Genomic DNA, 24,618 nt, shown 5'->3' with positions numbered 1-24,618 from the left:
CCGGCTCAGCCCACGCCGAAGCGCTGCTTGAAGCCGTTGTCCGAGAAACCCTGGCTGAGCTGGCCGTCGTCGGTGATGACCACCGGCCGCCGGATCAGTTGCGGATATTCGCGCAGCAACAGTTTCCACTCGGCCTCGGACCCCGGCGTTTTCTTGTTGTCCGGCAGCTGCCGCCAGGTGGTCGAGGATTTGTTGATCAGCGCATCGAAGCCGCCGGCCTTGCCGGCCCACGCGACCAGGGTCTCCGGGCTCGGCTTGTGTTCGCGGTAATCGACGAACGCATAGGCCACGCCGAAGCGGTCCAGCCACTTGGTCGCTTTCTTGCAGGTATCGCAGTTCTTCAGTCCGTACAACGTCGTCATCGGAAGGTCCCATCAAGCGAGTAAAGCCCCTCTCCCGTCGGCGACCGCAGGAAGTCCCCGTGGGAGAGAGGGGGTGGGGTGAGGGTACGGGCGAAGCCTGGTGGTGGTGAGCAACGATGAGCGCACATCGTCCACTCACCTGCCGGCACGCAGCACGCAGCGACACACGCACCCTCATCCGGCGCTGCGCACCACCTTCTCCCAAGAGGAGAAGGCGATGCGTCAATCCGCCAGGCCGCGCAGCAAGTCGTTGACGCTGGTCTTGCTGCGGGTCTTGGCGTCCACCTGCTTGACGATCACCGCGCAGTACAGCGAATGCGAGCCGTCCTTGGACGGCAGCTGACCAGATACCACCACGCTGTACGGCGGCACATAGCCGTAGGAAATCTCGCCGGTGGCGCGGTTGTAGATGCGCGTGCTCTGGCCGATGAACACGCCCATGCCGATCACGCTGTGGTGGCCGACCACGACGCCTTCCACCACTTCCGAACGCGCGCCGACGAAGCAGTGGTCTTCGATGATGGTCGGGCCGGCCTGCAGCGGTTCGAGCACGCCGCCGATGCCGGCGCCGCCGGACAGATGGCAATGCTTGCCGATCTGCGCACAGGAACCGACCGTGGCCCAGGTATCGACCATGCTGCCCTCGCCCACATACGCGCCGATGTTGGTGAAGCTCGGCATCAGCACCACGTCCTTGCCGAAATAGCTGCCGCGGCGCGCGATCGCGCCCGGCACCACGCGCACGCCGGCCTTGCGGAACTCGGCCTCGTGGTAGCCGGCGAAGCGCGATTCGACCTTGTCCCAGAACGGCGCCGGCTGCGCCTCGACCACCGCCATTTCGTTGACCCGGAAGTACAGCAGCACCGCCTTCTTCAGCCATTCGTTGACCTTCCAGCCGCCATGCCCGTCGGGCTCGGCGACGCGGAACTCGCCCGCTTCCAGGCCGTCGATGACGCGGTTGACCACCGGCCGGGTCGAGCCTTCGATCTCGTCCAGGGTCAGCGCGGTGCGGCGCTCGAAGGCGCTGTCGATGGTGAACTTCAGCTCGTCGGTGTTGGGACCGGCGGCCGGCTTGGCGCGCACGGTCCTGGCAGGTGCCTTGGGCACGGCGCTGGGCCTGGCCGCCGCGGGGGCGGCCACGGCCTTCTTGCCCGCGGCCTTCTTCGCGGAGGTCTTGGCGGCGGCGGTCTTGGCAGCAGGCTTCTTGGCGGCGGCAGGCTTCTTGGTGGCCATTAGCGGGATTCTCCAGGCGGGGTATCGGGGTCCAGACAGGCCTGCAGTGCGGCATGCAGGGCCTGGCGGGAGGAGTCGGGCAACGGCAGGTTGTGCTCGTCGGTGATCTGGAACACGTCCTCGGCGCGTTCGCCGAAGGTCGCGATGCGCGCGTCGTGCACGCGCAGCTGCTGGCGGCGCAGCACCTGCGCCACGTTCGACAGCAGGCCGGGCCGGTCCGGCGCGACCAGGCTCAGGCGGGTGCGGCGGCCGTCCACGCTCTCGCGGAATTCGATGCGCGGGGCGAAGCGGAAATGCCGCAGCTGGCGCGGCACCACGCGCCGCGCCGGGCGCAGCCGGGTCAGGTCGCCGGACAGCGCCTCGCGCAATGCCGCTTCCAGCTGCGCGGTGTCGCCGCTGGCGAAGGCGTCGGCCGGCATCACCTCGAAGGTATCGAAGATCGCTTCATGCGGTGCGTCGAGCACGCGCGCGCGGTGAATGCCGTAGCCGCGCCGGTCCAGGGTCATCACGATCGCGGCGAACAGGCCGTCGCGGTCGGGCGAGTAGACGAACACTTCCAGCGCGTCGTCGTCGGGGGTCACCGGGCGCACCTTGACCAGGGTGTCGCCCAGTTCCACTTCCATCAGCGAACCCGCCTGCCAGGCGAGCTGTTCGGGGCGGAAGCGCAGGAAGCTCTCGTCCGGCATGCCGGCGAACTGGCGGTCGATGACCGCATCGTCGTGGCCCTGGATGTGCATCAGCGCGCGCGTGGCCTCGCGCGCCTCCTGCACCAGCTCGGCGACCGGGCGCGGATGCTCCAGGCCGTCGCGCAGCGCGCGCCGCGCGGCGAAGTACAGGTCGGCCAGCAGCCGGTCCTTCCACGCGTTCCACAGCTTGGGGCTGGTGCCGGCGATGTCGGCGCAGGTCAGCAGGTACAGATAGTCCAGGCGCTCGCGGTCGCCGACCAGGGTGGCGAAGCGGTGGATCACGTCAGCATCGGAAATGTCCTGCTTCTGCGCGGTCACCGACATGCGCAGGTGCTGCTCGACCAGCCACACCACCAGGTCGGTATCGGCCGCGCTGAGGCCGTGGCCGGCGCAGAACGCGCGCGCATCCACCGCGCCGAGTTCGGAATGGTCGCCGCCGCGGCCCTTGGCGATGTCGTGGAACAGCCCGGCCAGCAGCAGCAGTTCCGGCTTGCGCAGCCGCGGCCATACCTCGTGCGCGATCGAGAAGCGGTCGTCGGCGCGGGCGCTGGCGAACACCGCGATGTTCTTCAGCACCATCAGCGTGTGCTGGTCCACGGTGTAGACATGGAACAGGTCGAACTGCATGCGCCCGGAGACCTGGGCGAACGCCGGGATCCACTGCCCGAGCACGCCCAGCCGCGCCATCCGGGTCAGCGTCTGCACCGCGCGCGGGCCGCGCAACAGGGCCAGGGAGCGCTCGCGCGCCAGCGCGCTGGCGCCGTCGTAGGCAGGCAATTGCGACAGCGCCTCGGCCAGCGCGCGCGCGGTCAGCGAATGCAGGCCGCGGACCTCGCCATGCGCGGCCCAGGTCGCGAACAGCGCGAACACCTGCACCGGATCGGCCTGCGGCCAGGTCTCGGCATCGGCGGCCAGGTAGCCGCGACGCAACGAGAAGCCGGCGCCCAGCGGCTGCGGCTGCGCCTCGCCGTCGAACTGTTCTTCGAAGCGCTGCAGCAGGCGGTCGCTGAGCCGGCGCACGATCGCCGCGCTGCGGTAGAAGCGCTGCATCATCTTCTCCACGCCCAGGCTCTCGGCGTCGTCGGAGAAGCCCAGCCGCTGCGCCAGGGTCTTCTGGTAGTCGAAGCGCAGGCGCTCCTCCGGGCGGTTGGCGACCAGGTGCAGCCCGTAGCGCAAGCGGGCCAGCTCGCGGCGCTCCCGGCGCAGCGCCGCGGCCTCGTCGCTGCCGACATGGCCGAGCCCGACCAGCGGCTCCAGGTCGCGTACACCGAACGCGCGTAGCGCCATCCAGCCCAGCGTGTGCAGGTCGCGCAGGCCGCCCGGGCCGTCCTTGATGTCTGGCTCCAGGTTGTCGGCGGTGTCGCCGAAACGCTGGTGGCGGGCCTGCAGTTCCTCGCGCTTGGCCAGGAAGAAGGCGCGCGGCGGCCAGACCTGCTGCGGCGCGATCGCCACGGCCAGCGCCGCCTTGGCGGCGGCGTCGGCAAGCAGCGGGCGCGCCTCGATCAAGGCGGTCAGCACGCTCTGGTCGGCGCAGGCGGCGGTGCATTGCGCCGCCGAGCGCACCGCGTGGCTGACCGGCACGCCGGCATGCCAGAGCAGCGCGAACAGCTGCGCCAGTGCCTGTTCGTGGGCGCGTTGGCGCTCGGATTCGCCGAACACCAGCAGGTCGATGTCCGAGCGCGGGAACAGCTCGCCACGGCCGTAGCCGCCGACCGCGTACAGCGCCAGCCCGGCATCGCGCGGCAGGCAACGGCTCCAGGCATGTTTGATCAACTGGTCCAGCGCGCGCGCGCGCAGCGCCAGCAGGCGGTCGATGTCGTCGTTCTGGTCGAAGCGCTTGCACAGGCGCGCGTCGGCCTGGGCCAGCAACTGCCGCGCCGCCGCGGCCCACTCGGCATCGTCGGCGGCCGCGTCGGGCATGCCGGCATCGTTACCGGCCGGCAGCAGGCTCACGGCTCGCCGAGGCCGCCGGGAGACAGGGTCAGCACTTCCACGCCGTCTGCGGTGACCGCGATCGTGTGCTCCCACTGCGCCGATAGCTTGCGGTCCTTGGTCACCACGGTCCAGCCGTCCGGCAGTACGCGGGTGTAGCGCGAACCTTCGTTGATCATCGGCTCGATGGTGAAGGTCATGCCCGGCTTCAGCACCAGGCCTTCGCCGGGCCGGCCGTAATGCAGCACCTGCGGCTCGTCGTGGTAGACCTTGCCGATGCCGTGGCCGCAGTACTCGCGCACCACGCTGAAACGCTCGCCTTCGGCGTATTGCTGGATCGCGTGGCCGATGTCGCCGAGCGTGGCGCCCGGCCGCACCGCGCGGATGCCGCGCCACATCGCCTCGTAGGTCGCCTCGACCAGCCGCCGCGCCATCACCGAGGGCGTGCCGACGTAGTACATGCGGCTGGTGTCGCCATGCCAGCCGTCCTTGATCACGGTGACATCGATGTTGACGATGTCGCCGTCCTTCAGGACCTTGCTTTCGCTGGGGATGCCGTGGCAGATCACGTTGTTCACCGAGCTGCATACCGTCTTCGGGTAGCCGCGGTAGCCGATGTTGGCCGGCACCGCCTGCTGCACGTTGACGATGTGGTCGTGGCAGATGCGGTCCAGCTCGGCGGTGGTCGCGCCGGGCTTCACATGCGGCCCGACGAGGTCGAGCACCTCGGCGGCCAGGCGGCCGGCGATGCGCATCTTCTCGATGTCCTGCGGAGTTTTCAGATTGACGGTCATGCCCGCCATTATCGCTCATTCGCGGCCTTCCTGAACGCGCCGCTGCGCACTGACGGTTTTTCGGCGCCGGGCCGGGATTCCGCCGCCTTCACAAATGACAACCGGGATAAGCGCTGAACCCATCACTTTCGAAATTTAGATGCCCATCCAGAGCACTGCAGATTGGCCCGCACTTTGCATTTGGTTCGGCACCGACGGACTCCGTCATTCCGAAGAGCCTTACCCCATGCAAACTCTCCGCAGTGCCATCGCCATCGCCGTGTTGCTGGCGGCCGGAACCGGCGTGGCATCCGCCCAGACCGACTCGCGCACCTTCAACGTCAAGATCGTGATCACCAGCGTCTGCGACATCCAGACCGCACCGACCGACGTCGATTTCGGCAGCGTCAACTCCACCCAGACCTCGATCAACAGCACCGGTACCTTGAACGTGCGCTGCACCTCGGGCACGCCGTACAACATCGCGCTCAACGCCGGCAGCGGCTCCGGCGCGACGGTGACCGCGCGCACCATGGGCAGCGCCGATGCGGCCAACACCGCGCGCGTGCCTTACGCCCTGTACCGCAACTCGGCGCGCACCCAGAACTGGGGCTCGACCATCGGCAGCGACACCCAGGCCGGCACAGGCAATGGTGCGGTACAACCCCTGGTCGTCTACGGCCAGGTCGCCAGCACCAATTATCCTGCCGGTTCCTATAGCGACGTCGTCACCGCCACTGTCACCTGGTAACCGGAGCGTTCCATGTCCATGCGATCCCACTTCGCGCTGCGTTTGCCGATCGCCCTGGCCGCATGGCTGGCGGCGACGCTGGCGGCGCAGGCCGCCAGTCTGCAGGTCGCGCCAACCTCCGTGCAGCTGACCGCGGAGGAGTCGGCGCAAGGCCTGTGGCTGAGCAACAGCGGCGACAAGCCGCTGCAGGCGCAGGTACGGGTGTTCCGCTGGCGTCAGCAGGACGGCGAGGACCGGCTCGACCCCAGCGACAGGATCGCAATCAGCCCGCCGATGCTGGAACTGGCGCCGCACTCGCGGCAACTGGTGCGCATCATCCGCCTGGACGCTGCGCCCAGGAGCACCGAGGACACCTATCGGGTGCTGGTCGACGAACTGCCGTCGCCCGACGCCACGGCCAGCGCATCCGGCCTGCAGTTCGTGCTGCGCTACTCGGTGCCGATCTTCGTCAAGCCGACCGCCGCCGCCACGCCTGCGCTGCAGGCGCGGCTGATCCGCGACGCCAGCGCGCCGGCCCTGGAAATCGTCAACAACGGCAGCGAACACGCGCAACTGGTGGACCTGCATTTCGTCGCCAGCGACGGCACCCGTGCCGCGATTGCCGACGGCCTGGCCGGCTACGTGCTACCCGGCCAACACAAGCGCTGGCCGCTCCCGCCTGCGCTAGCGCGTGCCGAAGGCACGTTCAAGGCAACGATCAACGGTGAACCCATTGCTCAATCGCTTGCGCTGGAAGCAAAGGCTCCTTGAGCTGCTGCTGGCGCTGTGGGCGAGCGCCGCACAACTTGCCGCCGCCCAGCCAAGCGGCCCACCGGTGGAACAGGAAACGCTGTACTTGGAAGTCACCCTCAACGAAACCCGCAAGCCCGGATTGTTCCGCTTCCAGCGCGACGGCGAACGCATGCAGGCCGAGGCCGCCACGCTGCGCCAGATCGGCCTGCGCATCGATGCCGCTGCCAACGCCACGATCGCGCTGGAGAGCCTGGACGGGGTGCGCTACCGCTACGACGCCGGCCTGCAGCAGCTGGCGATCGATGCGCCGGTGGCGCTGCTCGACGTGCCGCTGACCCGGATCGACGCACAGGACAGCGGCCCGGCGCTGCCGGCGACCAGTTCGCCCGGCGCGTTGCTGGACTACGACCTGTACGCCAGCCGCCAGGGCAACGCCAGCAATCTCACCGCGAGCGGCGAACTGCGCGCCTTTGGCCTGGGCGACGGTGTGCTCGGCCGCGGCATGTTCCGCCAATCCTTCGTCGGCCGCCTGTACCGCGAGCCGCAGCGCGACTGGCGCAGCCAGGCGATCCGCCTGGACACGCAGTGGCAGTGGTCGCTGCCCGAGAGCATGACCAGCGTGGTGGTCGGCGACACGCTGAGCAGCAGCACCAGCTGGAGCCGCACGTTGCGTCTGGGCGGGATCCGCGTGGGCCGCGATTTCGGCCTGCAGCCGTACCGCGTGACCACCCCGCTGCCGGAATTCCTCGGCGAAGTGACGGTGCCGTCGAACGTGGACCTGTACGTCAACGGCATCCGCCAGTACGGCTCGGAGCTGCCGGCCGGGCCGTTCCAGCTGTCCGCCGCGCCCGGCGTGGACGGCGCCGGCAACGCGCAACTGGTCATCACCGACGCCTACGGCCGCAGCCGTTCGGTCGAAATCCCGTTCTACGCCACCCAGGACCTGCTGGCCGACGGCTTGGACGACTGGTCGCTGGCGCTGGGCCGGGTCCGCGAGGGCTACGGCAGCGAGGCCTTCGACTATGCCGGCGACACCGTCGCCAGCGCCAGCTGGCGCCGCGGCATCAGCGCCCGCTTCACCGCCGAGGCGCACGCCGAGGCCGGCGCCGGAGTGCGCAACGCCGGTGCCGGCGGCATCTGGCTGCTGCCACGGGCCGGCGTTGTCGGCGCCTCGCTGGCGCACAGTCAGAGCGATGGCCGCAGCGGCCACCAGTACGCGCTCAGCTACCGCTGGAACAACGGCCGCTTCAACGTCTCCATGGACACCCAGCGCGCGCAGCCCGGCTATCGCGACGTGGCCTCGCAGTACGGCGCGCCGCCGCCGCGGATCAGCGAACGCGCGCTGGCCGGGGTCAGCTGGGAGCAGATCGGCAACGTGGCGCTGAGCTATGTGCGCCTGGCCTACCCGGACAGCGGCGACCTGCGCTATGCCAGCCTGTTCTGGACCCGGGCGCTGCCGTGGCAGTCCTCGCTCAATCTCAGCGTCAACCAGAATCTGGACCAGGCCAGCGACCGCAGCATGTACCTGGGCTGGTCGATCTCGCTCAGCGGCGCGCGCCAGGCCAGCGTCGCCCTTCAGCGGGTCGGCGACCGTCTCAGCACCGCCGCCGACCTCAGCCGTTCGGCCGCCGCCGACGGCGGCAGCGGCTGGCGGCTGCAGGCGCGCAGCGGCGAGGACAGCGCCGGCGGCCTGGCCGAGACCACCTGGCGCGGCGAGAACGCGCGCTATGCCGCCGGCCTGGCCAGCTACGGCGGCCAGACCTACGGCTATGCCGAGGCCGCCGGCGGCGTGGCCCGGATCGGCGGCGGCTGGTTCCCCGGCCGCGATCTCGACCAGGCCTTCGCCCTGGTCTCCACCGGCGGCGTCGCCGGCGTGCCGGTGCTACTGGAAAACCGCCCGGTCGGCGTCACCGACGCGCGCGGCTTCCTGATGGTCACCCCGCTGATGGGCTGGCAGCACAACCAGGTGTCGATCGATCCGATGCAGTTGCCGCCGCAGATGCGCCCGGAGCGCATCGACCAGATCGTGGTGCCGCGCGACCGCAGCGGCGTGGTGGTGAACTTCCCGATCCGCACCAGCGACGGCGTGCTGGTGCAATTGCATGATGCGCAGAATCAGCCGCTGCCGGTCGGCAGCCGGGTGCGCGGTCCCGGCATCGACGCGGTGGTCGGCTACGACGGCGAGGCCTACCTGGAAGGCCTCAAGGTCGGGCGCAACGACCTGCAGGTGGAGATGACCGCAGGCCGCTGCCAGGTGCGCATCGAGTACACGCCGCAGCAGCGCCCGACCCGCCTGGGACCGCTGCGCTGCAACGCAGGGCCGGCACCATGAGCCGCACCGCATGGGGCTGCGCCGCCCTGCTGGCGCTGCTGGCGGCGCTGGCGCCGCTGCGCGCCAGCGCCGCCACCACCTGCACGGCGGTGACCACCGCGCTGGACTTCGGCACCCTCTCCACCAGCGCCGCCACCGACAGCAACGCGCAGATCACGGTGACCTGCCAGACCGGCGCGCTCAGCATCCTGGGCACGATCTACGTGCGCATGTGCCTGAACATCGGCGAGGGCGCGCAGGGCGGCGGCCTGGGCATCGCGCCGCGGCGCATGCTCAACCCGCTCAACGACACCCTCGGCTTCCAGATGTACCGCGACAGCGCGCGCAGCCTGATCTGGGGCAGCGCGCTGAACGCTTCCACCCCGCTGCAGGTGGACCTGACCTATTCGTCGCTGCTGACTGGCGGCAGCGGCAGCGCCACCTACACCATTTATGGACGCATCCCGCTGCAGAGCGGCATCGCCACCGGGCTGTATCAGAACAACTTCAGCGGGGCGTTCACCAACCTGCAGTACCGCTACTCCGAACCGCTGATCGGCACCCCACCGAGCATGCCCGCCTCCTGCACCACCGGCGGCACCGGCGGCGCCACCGCGGCGCAGTTCCCGTTCGTGAGTTCGGTCACCGCGGCGCCGGTCTGCACCATCGCCAGCATCGCCGACCTGGACTTCGGCAGCCAGTCCGGCCTGGTCGATACCGCGCTGAACTACACCACCGCGCTGAGCATGGACTGCCGCCGGCGCACCGCCTGGCAGGTCGGCCTGGACAACGGGCAGAACGCCAGCGGCAACATCCGGCGCATGCGCAACGCCGCCGGCCAGTACCTGACCTACGAGCTGTACCGCGACGCGGCACGCAGCCAACGGTGGGGCAGCACCCTGAACAGCGACACCCAGACTGGCACCGGCACCGGCAATACCCAGTCGCTGACCCTGTACGGCCGAGTGCCGGCCGGGCAGACCCCGCCCCCGGGCAGCTACAGCGACGTGGTCAAGGTGACGGTTACCTACTGAGGGCTAAACGCGGACGCGGACGCGGTAAAGTTGCCTCGCCGGACGCCGTTATCTGTCGCGTCCTCCTTGGAATGCCACCATGACCGCCAGGCCGTTCATGCAATCGCTGCTGCTCGCCAGTTTTTGTGCCGTCTGCGCGAGCGCGGCGGCGCAGAGTCCCGGTGCGAACGAAAACACGGCGTTCCGGGTCGGCATCCGCCTGCTGGGCAGCTGCGAGATCGACACCGCCGGACGCAGCCAGCCAGGCGCGGCCGCCGCGCAGGTGGCCTGCAGCCGTCCGCTGCCCTACCAGGTCAGCATCGACGGCGCCGCCTCGCCCAACGCCGGTGCGCTGGCGCTGAGCCTGAGCTTGGCCAGTGGAGTGCAGCGCCAGGATGCGCGCTACGCCACGGTCGCGTTCTAAGTGGGCGGCCGCCATCGCGGACGCATCGCCGGCCTGCTGCTGGCGCTGTTGCCGAGCCTGGCCGCGGCCGCTGGCGTGCGCATCAGCCCGACCATCGTGCAGATGCCGCCCGGCGCGCAGACAGCCGAGATCTGGCTGAACAATACCCAGGACCGGCCCTGGCAGGCGCAGGCGCAGCTCTATCGCTGGCACCAGGCCGAAGGCATGGAGCAGTTGCAGCCGACCGACGAGGTCCAGGTCAGCCCGCGCCTGATCGACATCCCTGCGCAGGGGCGGCAACTGCTGCGGGTGGTGCGCATCGGTCCGGCCGCGACCGACAGCGAGCTCGCCTACCGCCTGGTGCTGGAAGAACGCCCGGCCCCGGACAACAGCCCTGCCGACCCGCGCCTGCTGCTGCGTTACTCCACGCCCGTGTTCCTGGTGCCCCCCGGTGCCGCGCCGGCCGCCGCGCTGAGCGTCAGCCTGGTCGCCGGTGCCTACGGCCATGAGTTGCAGGTGCGCAACCGCGGCAAGGCGCACGCGCGACTGATCGATCTGAGCTTCATCAGCGCCGACGGCCGCCAGCTGACTCTGTTCAGCAATCTGGCCGGCTATGTGTTGGCCGGGGAACAGAAGCGCTGGCAGCTCCCGGCCGAGGTCGGGGCCGCGCGCGGCGGCCATTTCGCCGCCCGCCTCGACAACCAGGCCGAGCTGCAGCCATTGCAGGCCGAATGACCCGGCCTGCCCGCATTTGCGCCGAAGGCCGCGGCTCGTTATAGTTCTGCGGCTGCGTTGCGCCCTCCGGGCCAGCACACCGTCCACGCCGGACGCACCGGCGAATCCACACCTGCTGCCATCGCCCGTGCCGGGGTGCTCCGCGAGGAGTTCGGTCACGTAAGGCTGCAGGGAGGCACAACCCCGGAATCGTCGTGCACGCCTCGTAAGGGCCTGCATGTCCATGCGCGGACTCCACTCACACCGCCCGCGCATGGCCGGTTCCCCATCAGGAGTCACTGCAATGCCCCAAGTCACCATGCGTCAGATGCTGGAAGCCGGCGTCCACTTCGGCCACCAGTGCCGTTACTGGCACCCCAAGATGGCCCAGTACATCTTCGGCGCGCGCGGCAAGATCCATATCATCAACCTCGAGAAGACGGTTCCGCTGTTCAACGACGCGATGAACTTCATCTCCAGCGTCGCGCAAAAGCGCGGCACCATCCTGTTCCTGGGCACCAAGCGCAGCGCCCGCGACTCGGTCAAGGAAGAAGCCGAGCGTTGCGGCCAGCCGTTCATGACCCAGCGCTGGCTGGGCGGCACGTTGACCAACTTCCGCACCGTCAAGCAGTCGGTGGCGCGCCTGAAGGAACTGGAAGCGGCCGAAACCGACGGCACCTTCGACAAGCTGGTCAAGCACGAAGTGCTGACCCTGCGCCGCGAGCGCGAAAAGCTGCTGGCCTCGCTGGGCGGCATCAAGGAAATGAACCGCCTGCCCGACGCGCTGTTCGTCATCGACATCGGCCACGAAGACATCGCCATCAAGGAAGCCAAGAAGCTCGGCATCCCGGTGGTCGCGGTGGTCGACACCAACTACAACCCGGAACTGGTGGACTACGCCATCCCGGGCAACGACGACGCCATCCGTGCCGTGCAGCTGTATGCGCGCGCCGCCGCCGACGCCGTGCTGGAAGGCAAGGCCGCCGCGCCGAACGCCGCCAGCGTGCGCGAGGAAGAGTTCAGCGAAACCGGCGACGACAAGGGCCGCGGCCCGCGCAAGAACGGCAAGAAGGCCGAAGAATCCGCTCCCGCCGCCGAGTAACCGGCGCGCCATGCGATTGCGCGAGCATGCGCAGTCGCCACCCGGCGCGCGCTGCGCGCCCGGGTCCGCGGGCGCCGCAAGCGCCCGTTTCCGAGAATACCGGCCGGCCGCAAACCGGCCCTTACCCACCTTTTGTGAGGTCACCCCGTGGAAATCACTGCTTCCCTGGTTAAGGAACTGCGCGAGCGCACCGGCGCCGGCATGATGGAATGCAAGAAGGCGCTCACCGAGAACGCCGGCCATATCGACAACGCCGCCGAGTGGCTGCGCAAGTCGGGCCTGGCCAAGGCCGACAAGAAGGCAGATCGCGTCGCTGCCGAAGGCCGCATCGCGATGGCCCAGGACGGCGGCAAGGCCGTGCTGGTCGAGATCAACTCGGAAACCGATTTCGTCGCCAAGGACAACAACTTCCTGGCCTTCACCGAAGCCGTGGCCCAGGCCGCGCTGAGCTCCGGCGCCGCCGATGCCGAGGCGCTGAAGAGCGCCAAGCTGCCCGCCGGCGAGACCGTCGAGGAAGCCCGCGCCGCGGTCATCGCCAAGGTCGGCGAGAACGTGCAGGTGCGCCGCCTGGTGCGCATCGACAGCGCCAACAACGTCGCCGCCTACGTGCACGGCGGCCGCATCGGCGTGCTGGTCGAGGTCAAGGGCGGCGACATCGAGCTGGCCCGCGGCATCGCCATGCACATCGCGGCGATGAACCCGCCGCACGTGAAGGCCGCCGACGTGCCGGCCGAGTTCGTCGCCAAGGAAAAGGAGATCGAGCTGGCCAAGATGTCGGAAAAGGACAAGGCCAAGCCGGCCGACATCCTGGAGAAGATCATCAGCGGCAAGATCGCCAAGATCGTCAACGAAGTCACACTGTACGGCCAGCCCTACGTGCTGAACACCGACCAGAGCGTGGAGCAGGCGGTCAAGGCCGCCGGCGCCGACGTGATCGGTTTCCAGCGACTGGCGGTGGGCGAAGGCATCGAGAAGGTGGTGGAAGACTACGCCGCCGAAGTGATGAAGCAGGCCGGCCTGGCCTGAGTCCGGCCCATCCGGAAAAAAGCCGCGCCTGGTCGCGGCTTTTTTTTTGCCGGTGGTACGCTGCATGCGTTGGGACGCAGTGTTGCCGTCCCCACCACATTGCCCGCGGAACCGCATGCGCACTGAACTTGAAGCCATCCTGGCTCACTCCCGCAACCTGCCCTCGCCGCCCGGGATCGCACTGCGCATCATCGACCTGGCCCAGGATCCGGACGTCGATCTGGCCACCGCCGCCGATACCATCGCGATGGACATGGCGCTGAGCGCGCGCATGCTGCGCATCGCCAATTCGCCGCTGTACGCCAGCCGGCGCCGCATCGACAACCTCGGCCAGGCGCTGACCATGCTCGGGCTCAACGCCGCACTGAGCCTGGCGCTTGGCTTTTCGATGGTGCAGAGCCTGCGCAGCGACACGGTCTCCAGCGACCTGCAGGAACGCATCTGGCGGCGCAGCGTGCTGTCGGCGCTGGCCAGCCGCCTGCTCGGCCAGGCCGTGGGCATGCGCAAGCACGAGGAACTGATGCTGGCCGGGCTGCTGCAGGACATGGGCGCGCTGGCCCTGCTGCACGTCTGCCACGACGATTACGCGCCGCTGCTGCGCGAGGCCGGCGCCAGCGACGGCGCGACCGTGCTGGCACTGGAGCGCGAGCGGCTGGGCTGCGACCACGCCGAGGTCGGCGCCTGGCTGGCGCAGAAGTGGAAGCTGCCCGGCTACCTGCAACGCAACATCGGCCGCAGTGCCGGCGCGGATCCGGCGCAAGACACGTTCGGCCGGTGCGTGCTGCTGTCCGGCAACGTCGCCGACATCTGGCTGAGCGCCGACACCGATGCCGCGCGCGGCTTGGCGATGGAGCGCACGTATCGCGAACTGCAACTGGACAGCCGCCGCTTCGACGAGGTGATCGCCGGCATGGCCGAAGCCCTGCCGGTGATCGCGCCGATCTTCGACATGCGCATCACGCAGCCGGAGCGGATCGACGCGATCATCAGCCATGCCCGCGAGCTGATGGTGCTGCGCAATCTGCGCGAGATCCAGGAAGCCACCCACGCCCGCCGGCAGGCCGACGAATCGGAGCACCGCGCGCGCCGCCTGGCCGAGCAAGCCAGCCGCGACGCGCTGACCGGCGTGTACAACCGGCACCAGCTGGACATCCTGCTCAGCCAGCAGTTCGACCTGGCCAGCCGCCACGACTGGCCACTGTCGATCGCCTTCATCGACCTGGACGATTTCAAGAAGATCAACGACGCCCACGGCCACCTGATCGGCGACCAGGTGCTGCGCGCGTTCGCGCAGGCGTTGCAGCCGCTGTTGCGCAGCAGCGACACCGTGGCGCGCTTCGGCGGCGAGGAGTTCCTGGTGCTGCTGCCCAACACCAGCGAGGAGGCCGCGCTGAGCGTGATCAAGCGCATCCTGCTCGACATCGTGCAGCGGCCGATGGTCGAACTGAAGAGCGGGCCGCTGCACATCAGCTTCTCCGCCGGCGTCGCCACCCAGGGCGGGCGCGAGCGTTTCAGCACCGCGCAAGAGCTGCTGCAGGCCGCCGACGACATGCTCTACAGCTCCAAGCACGGCGGCCGCAACCGGGTCACCGCGCGCTCGTTCCGCAACACCCTGGCCTGAACCGGGTCATTGTGCGCGCGCGGCAGATTCCGCGCCGCGCTTCGGCTAGAATCGCGTGGTTTGCCCCCCCCGAGGTCACCATGTCCCAGCTCGCCTATCGCCGCATCCTGTTGAAACTTTCCGGCGAAGCGCTGATGGGGGATGGGGATTACGGCATCGACCCCAAGGTCATCAACCGCCTCGCGCATGAAGTGATCGAAGCGCAGCACGCTGGCGCGCAAGTGGCGCTGGTGATCGGCGGCGGCAACATCTTCCGCGGCGCTGGCCTGGCCGCCGGCGGCATGGACCGGGTCACCGGCGATCACATGGGCATGCTGGCCACGGTCATCAACGCACTGGCAATGCAGGACGCGCTGGAAAAGCTCGGCGCCAAGGTGCGGGTGATGAGCGCGATCAAGATCAACGACGTGTGCGAGGACTTCATCCGCCGCCGCGCGATCCGCCACCTGGAAAAGGGCCGCATCGCGATCTTCGCCGCCGGCACCGGCAATCCGTTCTTCACCACCGACTCCGGGGCGGCGCTGCGCGCGATCGAGATCGGCGCCGACCTGTTGCTAAAGGCGACCAAGGTCGATGGCGTGTACGACAAGGACCCGAAGAAGCACGCCGACGCGGTGCGCTTCGATAGCCTGACCTACGACGACGTGATCGCGCGCAACCTGGAAGTGATGGACACCGCCGCCTTCGCCCTGGCCCGCGACAGCGACCTGCCGCTGCGCATCTTCAACATGGGCCAGCCCGGCGAACTGCTGAGGATCCTGCACGGCGCGGAGATCGGGACGTTGGTGAAGGGGCGCAGCTGAAGGTGGCCGGGACGTCGGGACTCGGGATTCGGGACCCGAAGAACGGAAGTCGGTAAAGCCTCAGCCCGTGGCGCTGCGCTTTTCCGGGACCCGGGTCCCGGGCCCCGGCAGTTACCCGCTATAATCGTCCGATTCAGATTCAGCACGGACACCGGCGATGCTCAACGAAATCAAACAAGACGCACAGACCCGCATGGCCAAGAGCATCGATGCGCTGCGCCATACGCTCATCAAAGTGCGTACCGGCCGCGCCTCGACTGCCCTGGTCGAACACCTGAAGGTCAATTACTACGGCTCGGAAATGCCGCTGAGCCAGGTCGCCAGCGTGGCCGTGGCCGATGCCCGCTCGCTGACCATCAGCCCGTGGGAAAAGCAGATGGTCAGCGCGGTGGAGAAGGCGATCCTGGCCTCGGACCTGGGCCTGACCCCGAACACCTCCGGCACCACCATCCGCCTCAACCTGCCGGCGCTGACCGAAGAACGCCGCCGCGAGCTGTCCAAGGTCGTGCATGGCGAAGGCGAGGACAGCAAGGTCGCGATCCGCAACATCCGCCGCGACGCCAACCAGCAGATCAAGGATCTGCTGAAGGACAAGCATGTCACCGAGGACGAGGCCCGCGCCGCCGAGGACGACATCCAGAAGCTGACCGACAAGGCGATCAAGGACGTCGACGACGTGGTCAAGGGCAAGGAACAGGAACTGATGGCGGTCTGAGCCTGCGCCTCGCGGCCATGCCTTCGGACCCCTCTTCCATGTCCCTGCCCCGCCACATCGCCATCATCATGGATGGCAACGGCCGCTGGGCGCAGCGGCGCCGGCGGCCGCGCGTGATCGGCCACCGCGCCGGCGCGCGCGCGGTCAACCGCACCATCGACTTCTGCCTGGAGCGCGGCATCCCCGCGCTGACCCTGTTCGCCTTTTCCAGCGAGAACTGGGGCCGGCCGCAGGAAGAAGTGGACGCGCTGATGAAGCTGTTCCTGCACGCGCTGGACCGCGAGGTCGAGGAACTGCAGCGGCGCGGCGTGCGCGTGCGCTTCATCGGCGACCGCTCGCGCTTCGCGCCGTCGCTGCGCCAGCGCATGGCCCAGGCCGAAGCCGGCACCCAGCACAACCAGGCCCTGCACCTGTCGATCGCCGCCAGCTACGGCGGCCGCCAGGACATCGCCCAGGCCGCACGGGCGCTGGCCGAAGACGTCGCGGCCGGGCGCCTGCGCCCCGAGCAGATCGACGAGGAGCTGCTGTCGGCGCGCATGGCGCTGTCCGACCTGCCGCCGCCGGACCTGTTCATCCGCACCGGCGGCGACGTGCGCATCAGCAATTTCCTGCTGTGGCAGCTGGCCTACACCGAATTGTGGTTCACCGAGACCCTGTGGCCCGAGTTCGGCGCCGAGGTGCTGCAACAAGCCCTGGACGACTACGCCAGCCGCGAGCGGCGTTTCGGCCTGACCAGCGCGCAAGTCGCCCCGGCGACGGAGAACACATCCGCATGACCCGTACCCGCGTCATCGCCGCGCTGATCATGGCCCCGCTGGCCATTTGCGCCATCGCGCTGCTGCCCACGCAATGGCTGGCGGCGCTGGCCGCGCTGATCTTCCTGGTCGGCCTGTGGGAATGGCTGAAGCTGGCCGAGGTCGACGACACCTTGCCGCGCACCATCCTGCTGGTGCTGAACCTGCTGCTGATGGTGCTGCTGGTGTGGGCCTCGGCCGGTTCGCTGGTGCTGTTCCAGCTGACCACCCTGGCCGGCGTCGGCTGGTGGTGCGTGGCGCTGCTGTGGCTGCGCTTCTTCCAGTTCGGCTCCGACCACGCCACCTACGCGCGGGTGTTCAAGCTGGCCGCCGCCACCCTGGCGATCGTCCCGGCCTGGGCCGCGCTGGGCCTGATCCATGCCAGCGAGCCGAACGGACACCGCTGGCTGCTGACCGCGCTGGTCACGGTGTGGGCCGCCGATTCCGGCGCCTATTTCGCCGGGCGCCAGTTCGGCAAGCACAAGCTGGCGCCGCGGATCAGCCCCAACAAGACCGTGGAAGGCCTGCTCGGCGGGCTGCTGGCCGGCCTGGTCTGCGCCGCCGGCTTCGGCGGGCTGGCCGGGGTCACCCTGCCGCAGTTGCCCGGGCTGCTGATCGTGGCAACGCTCAGCGTGCTGGCCTCGGTGGTCGGCGACCTGTTCGAAAGCCTGCTCAAGCGCCACGTCGGCGCCAAGGACTCGGGTCACGTGATCCCCGGCCACGGCGGCGTGCTGGACCGCATCGACGGCGTGCTGGCGGCACTGCCGATCTTCGCGCTGGGCAAGGACATCTTCGGGTTCTGAATATGGCCGATGCCGTCCGCCACATCGCCGTGCTCGGCGCTACCGGTTCGATCGGCGCCTCCGCGCTGGACGTGATCGCGCGCCATCCGCAACGGTTGCGCGCCAGCGTGCTGGCCGCCGGCGGCAACGTTGCCGCGCTGCTGGCGCTATGCGCCACGCACCGGCCGGCGCACGCGGTGATCGCCGACCCGGCACTGTATGCGGCGCTGCGCGACGGCCTGCGCGCTGCCGGGTTGCGCACCGAAGCGCATGCCGGCGCCGCCGCGCTGGACCAGCTGGTGGCTAGCGACGCCTGCGACAGCGTGGTCGCCGCCATCGTCGGCGCCGCCGGCCTGGCCTCGACCCTGGCCGCGGCCCGCGCCGGCAAGCGCCTGCTGCTGGCCAACAAGGAATCGCTGGTGCTGGCCGGCGAGCTGGTCACTGCCGCGGCCGCCGCCGCCGGCGCCGAGATCATCCCGATCGACAGCGAACACAACGCGATCTTCCAGTGCCTGCGCTCGCGCCAGGCCGGCGCCGAGGTGCGACGGGTGCTGCTGACCGCCTCCGGCGGCCCGTTCCGCGGCTGGGACCGCCACCGGCTGCAGGGCGTGACCCCGGCGCAGGCGTTGGCGCACCCGAAGTGGTCGATGGGGCCGAAGATCTCGGTCGATTCGGCGACGTTGATGAACAAGGGCCTGGAAGTGATCGAAGCGCACCACCTGTTCGCGCTGCCGCCGGCGCGCATCGAGGTGCTGGTGCACCCGCAGAGCCTGGTCCACTCGCTGGTCGAGTTCATCGACGGTTCCACCTTGGCGCAGATGGGGTTGCCGGACATGCGCACCACCCTGGCGGTGGGCCTGGGCTGGCCGCAGAGGATCGAATCCGGGGTCGCCGGGCTGGACCTGCTGGCGCATGGCCGCCTGGAGTTCGAGCCGGCGGACCTGGACGCCTTCCCCTGCCTGGGCCTGGCCTGGCGCGCGATGCAGGCCGGCGGCAGCGCCCCGGCGATCCTGAATGCGGCCAACGAAGTGGCTGTTTCAGCCTTTCTTCAGGGCCGTATCGGTTTCCTATCGATTCCTGCGCTGGTCGAGAACGCCCTGACCGTGCTGCCTGCAGGCGCGGCCGACTGCCTGGACGCGCTGCTGGCGGCGGACGCGCAATCGCGCAAGATCACCGAACTCGCCATTGCCCGCCAGCCTGCCCATGTCTGACACGCACGCCCCTATGAGCCACGCGCATGGGTGATTTCATCGGGTCCGTCTGGTGGATGATCGTCAGCCTGGGCGTGCTGGTGACCTTCCATGAGTACGGCCATTTCTGGGTCGCGCGCCGCTGCGGGGTCAAGGTACTGCGCTTCTCAGTGGGCTTCGGCAAGCCGCTGTGGTCGTACTACGACCGCCATGGCACCGAGTTCGCGATCGCGGCGATCCCGCTGGGCGGCTACGTGAAGATGCTCGACGAGCGCGAGGGCGAGGTGGCCCCGGCCGAGCGCGAACAGGCCTTCAACAACAAGCACGTGTGGCAGCGCATCGCCATCGTCGCCGCCGGCCCGGTCGCCAACCTGGTGCTGTGCGTGGCGCTGCTGTGGGCGATGTTCGTGATCGGCAAGCAGGATTACGCCGCGATCGTCGGCCGCGCCGACGGCCTGGCGCTGCAGGCCGGGCTGCAGCCGGGCGAGCGCATCGTGCGCATCGGCACCCGCGAAGTGTCCAGCTGGAGCGATGCCAGCATGCAGCTGACCGTGGCCGCGATGGACCGCGCCGACGTGCGCATCCAGACCGAGGACAGCCGCGACGGCGCCACCCGCGTGCACACGCTGCGCCTGTCGCAGCTGCCGGCCGACTTCGACGAGCAGCAAGTGCCGCGCCTGGCCGGCCTCACCTGGCGCTTCGCCCTGCAACCGGCGATCGTGGCCAAGGTGAGCCCGGGCTCGGCTGCCGACGGCGTACTGCGCCCCGGCGACCGCATCCTGGCGGTGGATGGCGCCGCGGTGGTCAGCGCCGACCAGGTCGCCCCGCAGGTGCGGGCCTTGGCCAGGAAAGGCGGCAGCGGCCTGGTCGAGGTCGAGCGCAACGGCGAGCGGCTGGCGCTGGACGTGCGCCTCACCCAGAGCAAGGATCCGCGGCTGAAAGGCCTGTCGCTGGGCGTGGACCTCGGCCAGCAGGACCGCCCGCCGCCGGCGTTCGACGCCAGGCTGCAATACGGCCCGCTGGCGGCGATCCCGGTCGCGTTCCGCGAGACCGGCAAGCTGGCCGGGGATACGCTGGGGCTGATTCGGCGCATGCTGACCGGCCATGCCTCGATGAAGAACGTGTCCGGGCCGATCAGCATCGCCAAGGTGGCCAACGGCTCGGCCAAGCAGGGGCCGGACGTGTTCCTGTATTTCCTGGCACTGCTGTCGCTGAGCCTGGCGATCATGAACCTGCTGCCGATTCCAATCTTGGACGGCGGGCACTTGCTGTATTACCTTATTGAGTTGGTCAAGGGTAGCCCGCTGAGCGAGCGAGCCATGGCTGCGGGGCAGGTCGTCGGTCTGACGATGCTGGCCGGGCTGATGGGGTTGGCGTTCTACAACGACATCTTCGGCCAGGTCTTGCGATGAACCCGATGCTGATCCACTCGACCCCGCTGTCGTCGTCTTACGCCGGCGCCCATGCAACAACGATATCGACCTCTACCGGACGTGACATGACGCGATTTCCCACTCGCCGCCTGCTAGCCCTCGCCCTCGCCGCCAGCTTCAGCTTGCCGGTCCTGGCCCAGGCGACGGAGCCCTTCACCGCCAGCGACATCCGCGTCGACGGGCTGCAACGCATCTCCTCCGGCACCGTGTTCACCTATCTGCCGGTGGAACGCGGCGACACGGTGGACGATGCCAAGGTCGGCGAGGCGATCCGCGCGCTGTACCGCACCGGCTTCTTCGAGGACGTGCAGGTCGATCGCCAGGGCAACATCCTGGTGGTCACGGTCAAGGAACGCCCGGCGATCAACAAGCTGACCGTCACCGGCAACAAGGACATCAAGAGCGAAGAGCTGCTCAAGGGCCTGTCCGACATCGGCCTGAGCGAGGGCGGCACCTTCGACCGGCTGAGCCTGGACCGGGTGACCCAGGAACTGACCCGCCAGTACAACAACCGCGGCAAGTACAACGTCGAGATCACCCCGACGGTGAGCCCGCTGGACCGTAACCGGGTCGATGTGGCGATCGCGATCAAGGAAGGCAAGGCCGCCAAGATCCAGCACGTCAACCTGATCGGCACCGAGAAGTTCGCCACCAAGGACATCCTCGACAGCTGGGAATCGCGCGAGCACAACTGGCTGTCGTGGTACCGCCGCGACGACCAGTACTCCAAGGAAAAACTGTCCGGCGACCTGGAGAAGCTCAACTCCTGGTACCTGGACCGCGGCTACGTCGATTTCAGCGTCGATTCCACCCAGGTGGCGATCAGCCCCGACAAGCGCGACATGTACTTGACCGCCGGCATCACCGAGGGCGAGCAGTACAAGATCTCCGACATCAAGGTCACCGGCGACACCGTGCTGCCGCAGGAAGAGATCGAGAAACTGGTGATCCCGAAGCCGGGCGACACCTTCTCGCGCGCGCTGCTGGAATTCAGTTCCGACGCGATCACCAACACCCTCAGCAACATTGGCTATGCCTTCGCCAAGGTCAATCCGATCCCCACCACCGACCGCGAGAAGCGCACCGTCGCGATCAACCTGCAGGTGGTGCCGGGCCCGCGTGTGTCGGTACGGCGCATCGTGTTCAAGGGCAATACCCGAACCTCCGACGAAGTGTTGCGCCGCGAGATGCGCCAGTTCGAGAACAGCTGGTACTCGCAGGCGGCGATCGACCGTTCCAAGGTCCGCCTGCAGCGCCTGGGCTATTTTGAATCGGTGAACGTGGAAACGCCGCCGGTGCCGGGCAGCAACGACAAGGTGGACGTGGTCTACAGCGTCAAGGAAACCACCTCGGGCAGCTTCACCTTCGGCCTGGGCTATTCGCAGACCTACGGCGTGACCACCTCGGTGCAGCTCTCGCAGAACAACTTCCTGGGCGGCGGTAACCGCGTCTCGGTGGACGCCTCGCGCAGCAGCTACCAGGAGCGCTACGCGTTCTCCTACACCAATCCGTTCTTCACCGACGACGGCGTGTCGCTGGGCTACAACGTGTCCTGGCGCAAGCTCGACTACTCCGACTTCGGCACCGCCCAGTACAACAGCAAGAACGGCGCGGCGCAGGTGATCTTCGGCGTGCCGATCACCGAGAACGACACCGTCTCGCTGATGTTCGGCATCGACAGCAACCAGATCACCACCTACCCCAACTACACCCCGCGGGCGATCATCGACTACATCGATGCGATCGGCCAGCGCACCTTCCACGCCTGGCGCAGCGAGCTGGGCTGGGCGCGCGATACCCGCAACGACTACTTCATGCCGACCCGCGGCATGTACCAGCGCGTCGGCCTGGAAGCCACCCTGCCCGGCTCCACCGTCGAATACTGGAAGCTGAACTACCAGATCTCCAAGTACTGGACGCTTATTCCGTCGCTGGTGCTCAATACCCGCGCCGAATTCGGCTACGGCGACAGCTACGGCAGCGACGTCAGCCGCACCATCACCAACCCCGACGGCACCACCCGCACGCTCACCGCCGCGGGCCTGCCGTTCTACGAGAACTTCTACGCCGGCGGCACCAACTCGGTGCGCGGTTTCGAGGACAACACCCTCGGCCCGCGTTCGGAGGCCACGCAGTCCTACAGACGAGGACAGCCGCTGGGCGGCTCGTTCAAGACCGTGGGTTCGGCGGAAATGTACTTCCCGAAGCTGTTCGACAGCCCCTCGGCACGCATCTCCGCGTTCGTCGACGTCGGCAACGTGTTCAACGGCGTGGACAACTACAAGACCAACGAACTGCGCGCTTCCACTGGCGTGGCGCTGCTGTGGCGCGCACCGGTCGGCCCGATCTCGATCAGCTACGCGATCCCGTTGAAGAAGGAAGACAACGACGAGATCGAGCGCCTGCAGTTCACGTTTGGTGGGCAGTTCTGAGGAACTGCCCACCCGCCGCCAGGGCGTTGCCCTGGCGGCCCCAGGCTCCCGCGTAGCGGGAACTTGGGCCCCGGGGCTTAGCTCGCCAAATCCCCGCGCCTGTCGGCGCGCACCCTTTACAAAAGGGGGCTTTGCTCCAGCCGGTTGACTGCGATCTGATCCGGGATCTTGTCCAGATGAGTAATCGCGTAGTGGGCCAGTCAGGGGCTTTTCTCCAGTTGATTGATCGCAGCCTGGCTGGTGGGTAGGTGGGGCCTGCGCTGCCCGCTGCACAGGCGCAGCATGACCGTGCCGATGGCACACGGTAGAATCCCCGAGTGAATACTCCTTCCCATACCGCACACGAGATCGCCGAACGCTTCGGTCTGCAGGTGCATGGCGACGGCGCGGTCGCCGTGCACGGCGTCGCCACGCTGGCCCATGCCGGCCCCGGACAGCTCAGTTTCCTGGCCAATCCGCGCTATCGCGCGCAGCTGGCCGACAGTGCCGCGGCGGTAGTGGTGCTGCGCGCCGACGATGCCGACGCGGCGCCCGGCACTGCGCTGATCGCGCGCGATCCGTACGTCGCCTTCGCCAGGATCGCCGCGCTGTTCGACATGGCGCCGGCGCGACCGCCCGGCCTCCATCCCAGCGCCAGCATCGACCCCAGCGCGCAGATCGCCGCCAGCGCGCATATCGGCGCCTTCGTCAGCATCGGCGCGCGCAGCGTGGTCGGCAACGGTTGCGTGATCGGTCCGGGCTGCGTGATCGGCGACGACTGCCAGGTCGGCGACGGCTGCGAACTGATTGCCCGCGTCACCCTGGTCACCCGCGTGCGCCTGGGCAAGCGCGTGCGCATCCACCCCGGCGCGGTGCTCGGCGCTGACGGCTTCGGCCTGGCGATGGACGCCGGCCACTGGATCAAGGTGCCGCAGCTCGGCGGCGTGACGATCGGCGACGATTGCGAAATCGGCGCCAACGCCTGCGTCGATCGCGGCGCGCTGGAAGACACCACGCTCGAAGAGGACGTGCGCCTGGACAACCTGGTGCAGGTCGCGCACAACGTGCACATCGGCGCGCACAGCGCGATCGCCGGCTGCACCGGCATCGCCGGCAGCGCCAGGATCGGCCGCTACTGCATGCTCGGCGGCGCGGTCGGCGTGGTCGGCCACCTGGAAATCTGCGACAAGGTGGTGATCACCGGCAAGTCGGTGGTCCGCAACTCCATCCATGCGCCGGGCGAATACTCGTCCGGCACCCCGTTGACCGACAACCGCACGTGGCGCAAGAACGCCGCGCGCTTCAAACAGCTCGATGCCCTGGCCCGTCGCATCCTGTCTGCCAGCAAGGAGAAGTAATGAGCCACGACCAGACCCTGCCGGACATCGAGCAGATCCAGAAGTTGATCCCGCACCGCTATCCATTCCTGCTGGTGGACAAGGTGGTGTCGCTCGACTACGAGAACCGCAAGATCGTCGCGCACAAGAACATCAGCGTGAACGAGCCGTTCTTCCAGGGCCATTTCCCCGGCAAGCCGATCATGCCCGGCGTGCTGATCATCGAGGCGCTGGCGCAGGCCGGCGGCGTGCTGACCCAGCTCGCGATGGGCCGCGATGCGCAGTCCAAGCTGTTCTACATGGTCAAGGTCGACAAGGCCCGCTTCAGCAGCCAGGTCGTGCCCGGCGATGTGCTGGAGCTGCACGTGGAAATCAAGCGGGTGATCCGCAACATGGCCGTGTACTACGGCGAAGCCAAGGTCGACGGCAAGGTCGTCGCCTGCGCCGAGGTGCTGTGCGCGGGCACCCGCGAATGAGCCAGGCAGGAGACCTGC

General features: G+C 68.6%; 22 protein-coding genes. 18 read left to right on the top strand and 4 right to left on the bottom strand.

Annotated elements, in window-relative coordinates:
* Nucleotides 1–5: 5 nt before the first annotated feature.
* The 4 genes from ISN38_RS17535 to map form a co-directional block, all read right to left on the bottom strand.
* A complete protein-coding gene (locus tag ISN38_RS17535; RefSeq protein WP_003467172.1) occupies nt 6–362 on the bottom strand; it encodes an arsenate reductase in 357 nt (118 codons plus the stop codon).
* 222 nt (nt 363–584) lie between these two features.
* On the bottom strand, nt 585–1,595 hold the full coding sequence (gene dapD, locus ISN38_RS17530) for a 2,3,4,5-tetrahydropyridine-2,6-dicarboxylate N-succinyltransferase (protein WP_003467168.1): 1,011 nt from the start codon (nt 1,593–1,595) through the stop codon (nt 585–587).
* Nucleotides 1,595–4,201, bottom strand: coding sequence for a [protein-PII] uridylyltransferase (locus tag ISN38_RS17525; RefSeq protein ID WP_206712230.1), 2,607 nt, complete (start codon nt 4,199–4,201; stop codon nt 1,595–1,597). The genes dapD and ISN38_RS17525 overlap by 1 nt, the downstream gene beginning before the upstream one ends.
* Nucleotides 4,202–4,230: 29 nt before the next feature.
* A complete protein-coding gene (gene map / locus ISN38_RS17520; protein WP_038233080.1) occupies nt 4,231–5,007 on the bottom strand; it encodes a type I methionyl aminopeptidase in 777 nt (258 codons plus the stop codon).
* Between the two features lie 226 nt (nt 5,008–5,233).
* Here map and ISN38_RS17515 point away from each other — a divergent pair, with 226 nt between their 5' ends.
* The 18 genes from ISN38_RS17515 (at nt 5,234) to fabZ (ending at nt 24,600) form a co-directional block, all read left to right on the top strand.
* Complete coding sequence (locus ISN38_RS17515) at nt 5,234–5,737, top strand: Csu type fimbrial protein (RefSeq protein ID WP_206711941.1); 504 nt, start codon at nt 5,234–5,236, stop codon at nt 5,735–5,737.
* Nucleotides 5,738–5,749: 12 nt separating this feature from the next.
* A complete protein-coding gene (locus ISN38_RS17510; protein ID WP_047325068.1) occupies nt 5,750–6,487 on the top strand; it encodes a fimbrial biogenesis chaperone in 738 nt (245 codons plus the stop codon).
* A complete protein-coding gene (locus ISN38_RS17505) occupies nt 6,450–8,801 on the top strand; it encodes a fimbria/pilus outer membrane usher protein (protein WP_206711940.1) in 2,352 nt (783 codons plus the stop codon). The genes ISN38_RS17510 and ISN38_RS17505 overlap by 38 nt, the downstream gene beginning before the upstream one ends.
* Nucleotides 8,798–9,814, top strand: a complete 1,017-nt coding sequence (locus tag ISN38_RS17500; RefSeq protein ID WP_047325069.1) for a Csu type fimbrial protein — start codon at nt 8,798–8,800, stop codon at nt 9,812–9,814. The genes ISN38_RS17505 and ISN38_RS17500 overlap by 4 nt, the downstream gene beginning before the upstream one ends.
* Before the next feature lie 79 nt (nt 9,815–9,893).
* Nucleotides 9,894–10,217, top strand: a complete 324-nt coding sequence (locus ISN38_RS17495) for a Csu type fimbrial protein (RefSeq protein WP_058361324.1) — start codon at nt 9,894–9,896, stop codon at nt 10,215–10,217.
* Entirely contained in the window at nt 10,218–10,931 is a 714-nt protein-coding gene (locus ISN38_RS17490) for a fimbrial biogenesis chaperone (protein WP_058361325.1), read from the top strand.
* Between the two features lie 283 nt (nt 10,932–11,214).
* Nucleotides 11,215–12,012, top strand: a complete 798-nt coding sequence (rpsB, locus tag ISN38_RS17485; RefSeq protein ID WP_058363686.1) for a 30S ribosomal protein S2 — start codon at nt 11,215–11,217, stop codon at nt 12,010–12,012.
* Between the two features lie 147 nt (nt 12,013–12,159).
* Nucleotides 12,160–13,038, top strand: a complete 879-nt coding sequence (tsf, locus tag ISN38_RS17480; RefSeq protein WP_003468421.1) for a translation elongation factor Ts — start codon at nt 12,160–12,162, stop codon at nt 13,036–13,038.
* A gap of 115 nt (nt 13,039–13,153) precedes the next feature.
* A complete protein-coding gene (locus tag ISN38_RS17475; protein WP_058364144.1) occupies nt 13,154–14,659 on the top strand; it encodes a sensor domain-containing diguanylate cyclase in 1,506 nt (501 codons plus the stop codon).
* Nucleotides 14,660–14,739: 80 nt separating this feature from the next.
* Nucleotides 14,740–15,462 carry a UMP kinase gene (gene pyrH, locus ISN38_RS17470; RefSeq protein WP_003468419.1) on the top strand — a complete coding sequence of 241 codons (723 nt, stop codon included), beginning with the start codon at nt 14,740–14,742 and terminating at the stop codon, nt 15,460–15,462.
* Between the two features lie 157 nt (nt 15,463–15,619).
* Nucleotides 15,620–16,177 carry a ribosome recycling factor gene (gene frr, locus ISN38_RS17465; protein WP_003468418.1) on the top strand — a complete coding sequence of 186 codons (558 nt, stop codon included), beginning with the start codon at nt 15,620–15,622 and terminating at the stop codon, nt 16,175–16,177.
* Nucleotides 16,178–16,194: 17 nt separating this feature from the next.
* Nucleotides 16,195–16,953, top strand: a complete 759-nt coding sequence (uppS, locus tag ISN38_RS17460; RefSeq protein WP_171815519.1) for a polyprenyl diphosphate synthase — start codon at nt 16,195–16,197, stop codon at nt 16,951–16,953.
* The gene (locus ISN38_RS17455) at nt 16,950–17,774 is read left to right on the top strand and encodes a phosphatidate cytidylyltransferase (protein ID WP_003468416.1); all 825 of its coding nucleotides are present in this window, start codon (nt 16,950–16,952) and stop codon (nt 17,772–17,774) included. The genes uppS and ISN38_RS17455 overlap by 4 nt, the downstream gene beginning before the upstream one ends.
* Nucleotides 17,775–17,776: 2 nt before the next feature.
* Nucleotides 17,777–18,964, top strand: a complete 1,188-nt coding sequence (gene dxr, locus ISN38_RS17450) for a 1-deoxy-D-xylulose-5-phosphate reductoisomerase (protein ID WP_003468415.1) — start codon at nt 17,777–17,779, stop codon at nt 18,962–18,964.
* Nucleotides 18,965–18,990: 26 nt separating this feature from the next.
* A complete protein-coding gene (gene rseP / locus ISN38_RS17445) occupies nt 18,991–20,355 on the top strand; it encodes an RIP metalloprotease RseP (RefSeq protein ID WP_003468413.1) in 1,365 nt (454 codons plus the stop codon).
* A gap of 86 nt (nt 20,356–20,441) precedes the next feature.
* Nucleotides 20,442–22,808, top strand: a complete 2,367-nt coding sequence (gene bamA / locus ISN38_RS17440) for an outer membrane protein assembly factor BamA (protein WP_038237579.1) — start codon at nt 20,442–20,444, stop codon at nt 22,806–22,808.
* Nucleotides 22,809–23,125: 317 nt separating this feature from the next.
* Nucleotides 23,126–24,145, top strand: coding sequence for a UDP-3-O-(3-hydroxymyristoyl)glucosamine N-acyltransferase (gene lpxD, locus ISN38_RS17435; RefSeq protein WP_003468408.1), 1,020 nt, complete (start codon nt 23,126–23,128; stop codon nt 24,143–24,145).
* Complete coding sequence (gene fabZ, locus ISN38_RS17430) at nt 24,145–24,600, top strand: 3-hydroxyacyl-ACP dehydratase FabZ (protein ID WP_108084841.1); 456 nt, start codon at nt 24,145–24,147, stop codon at nt 24,598–24,600. Before lpxD ends, fabZ begins: the two co-directional genes overlap by 1 nt.
* Nucleotides 24,601–24,618 lie beyond the last annotated feature (18 nt).

This window comes from Xanthomonas translucens pv. undulosa, assembly GCF_017301775.1.
Taxonomy (GTDB): domain Bacteria; phylum Pseudomonadota; class Gammaproteobacteria; order Xanthomonadales; family Xanthomonadaceae; genus Xanthomonas_A; species Xanthomonas_A translucens.
The sequence above is the reverse complement of the archived record's forward strand: the minus strand, read 5'-3'. Positions and strand labels throughout refer to the sequence as shown.

Coding starts and splice junctions, on each gene's coding strand:
- ISN38_RS17510 (WP_047325068.1), top strand. CDS start 5,750: ATGTCCATGCGATCCCACTTCGCGCTGCGTTTGCCGATCGCCCTGGCC.
- frr (WP_003468418.1), top strand. CDS start 15,620: ATGCTCAACGAAATCAAACAAGACGCACAGACCCGCATGGCCAAGAGC.
- fabZ (WP_108084841.1), top strand. CDS start 24,145: ATGAGCCACGACCAGACCCTGCCGGACATCGAGCAGATCCAGAAGTTG.
- bamA (WP_038237579.1), top strand. CDS start 20,442: ATGACGCGATTTCCCACTCGCCGCCTGCTAGCCCTCGCCCTCGCCGCC.
- ISN38_RS17515 (WP_206711941.1), top strand. CDS start 5,234: ATGCAAACTCTCCGCAGTGCCATCGCCATCGCCGTGTTGCTGGCGGCC.
- uppS (WP_171815519.1), top strand. CDS start 16,195: ATGCCTTCGGACCCCTCTTCCATGTCCCTGCCCCGCCACATCGCCATC.
- map (WP_038233080.1), bottom strand. CDS start 5,007: ATGACCGTCAATCTGAAAACTCCGCAGGACATCGAGAAGATGCGCATC.
- ISN38_RS17535 (WP_003467172.1), bottom strand. CDS start 362: ATGACGACGTTGTACGGACTGAAGAACTGCGATACCTGCAAGAAAGCG.
- dapD (WP_003467168.1), bottom strand. CDS start 1,595: ATGGCCACCAAGAAGCCTGCCGCCGCCAAGAAGCCTGCTGCCAAGACC.
- pyrH (WP_003468419.1), top strand. CDS start 14,740: ATGTCCCAGCTCGCCTATCGCCGCATCCTGTTGAAACTTTCCGGCGAA.
- ISN38_RS17500 (WP_047325069.1), top strand. CDS start 8,798: ATGAGCCGCACCGCATGGGGCTGCGCCGCCCTGCTGGCGCTGCTGGCG.
- dxr (WP_003468415.1), top strand. CDS start 17,777: ATGGCCGATGCCGTCCGCCACATCGCCGTGCTCGGCGCTACCGGTTCG.
- ISN38_RS17495 (WP_058361324.1), top strand. CDS start 9,894: ATGACCGCCAGGCCGTTCATGCAATCGCTGCTGCTCGCCAGTTTTTGT.
- ISN38_RS17455 (WP_003468416.1), top strand. CDS start 16,950: ATGACCCGTACCCGCGTCATCGCCGCGCTGATCATGGCCCCGCTGGCC.
- rseP (WP_003468413.1), top strand. CDS start 18,991: ATGGGTGATTTCATCGGGTCCGTCTGGTGGATGATCGTCAGCCTGGGC.
- ISN38_RS17525 (WP_206712230.1), bottom strand. CDS start 4,201: ATGCCCGACGCGGCCGCCGACGATGCCGAGTGGGCCGCGGCGGCGCGG.
- rpsB (WP_058363686.1), top strand. CDS start 11,215: ATGCCCCAAGTCACCATGCGTCAGATGCTGGAAGCCGGCGTCCACTTC.
- ISN38_RS17475 (WP_058364144.1), top strand. CDS start 13,154: ATGCGCACTGAACTTGAAGCCATCCTGGCTCACTCCCGCAACCTGCCC.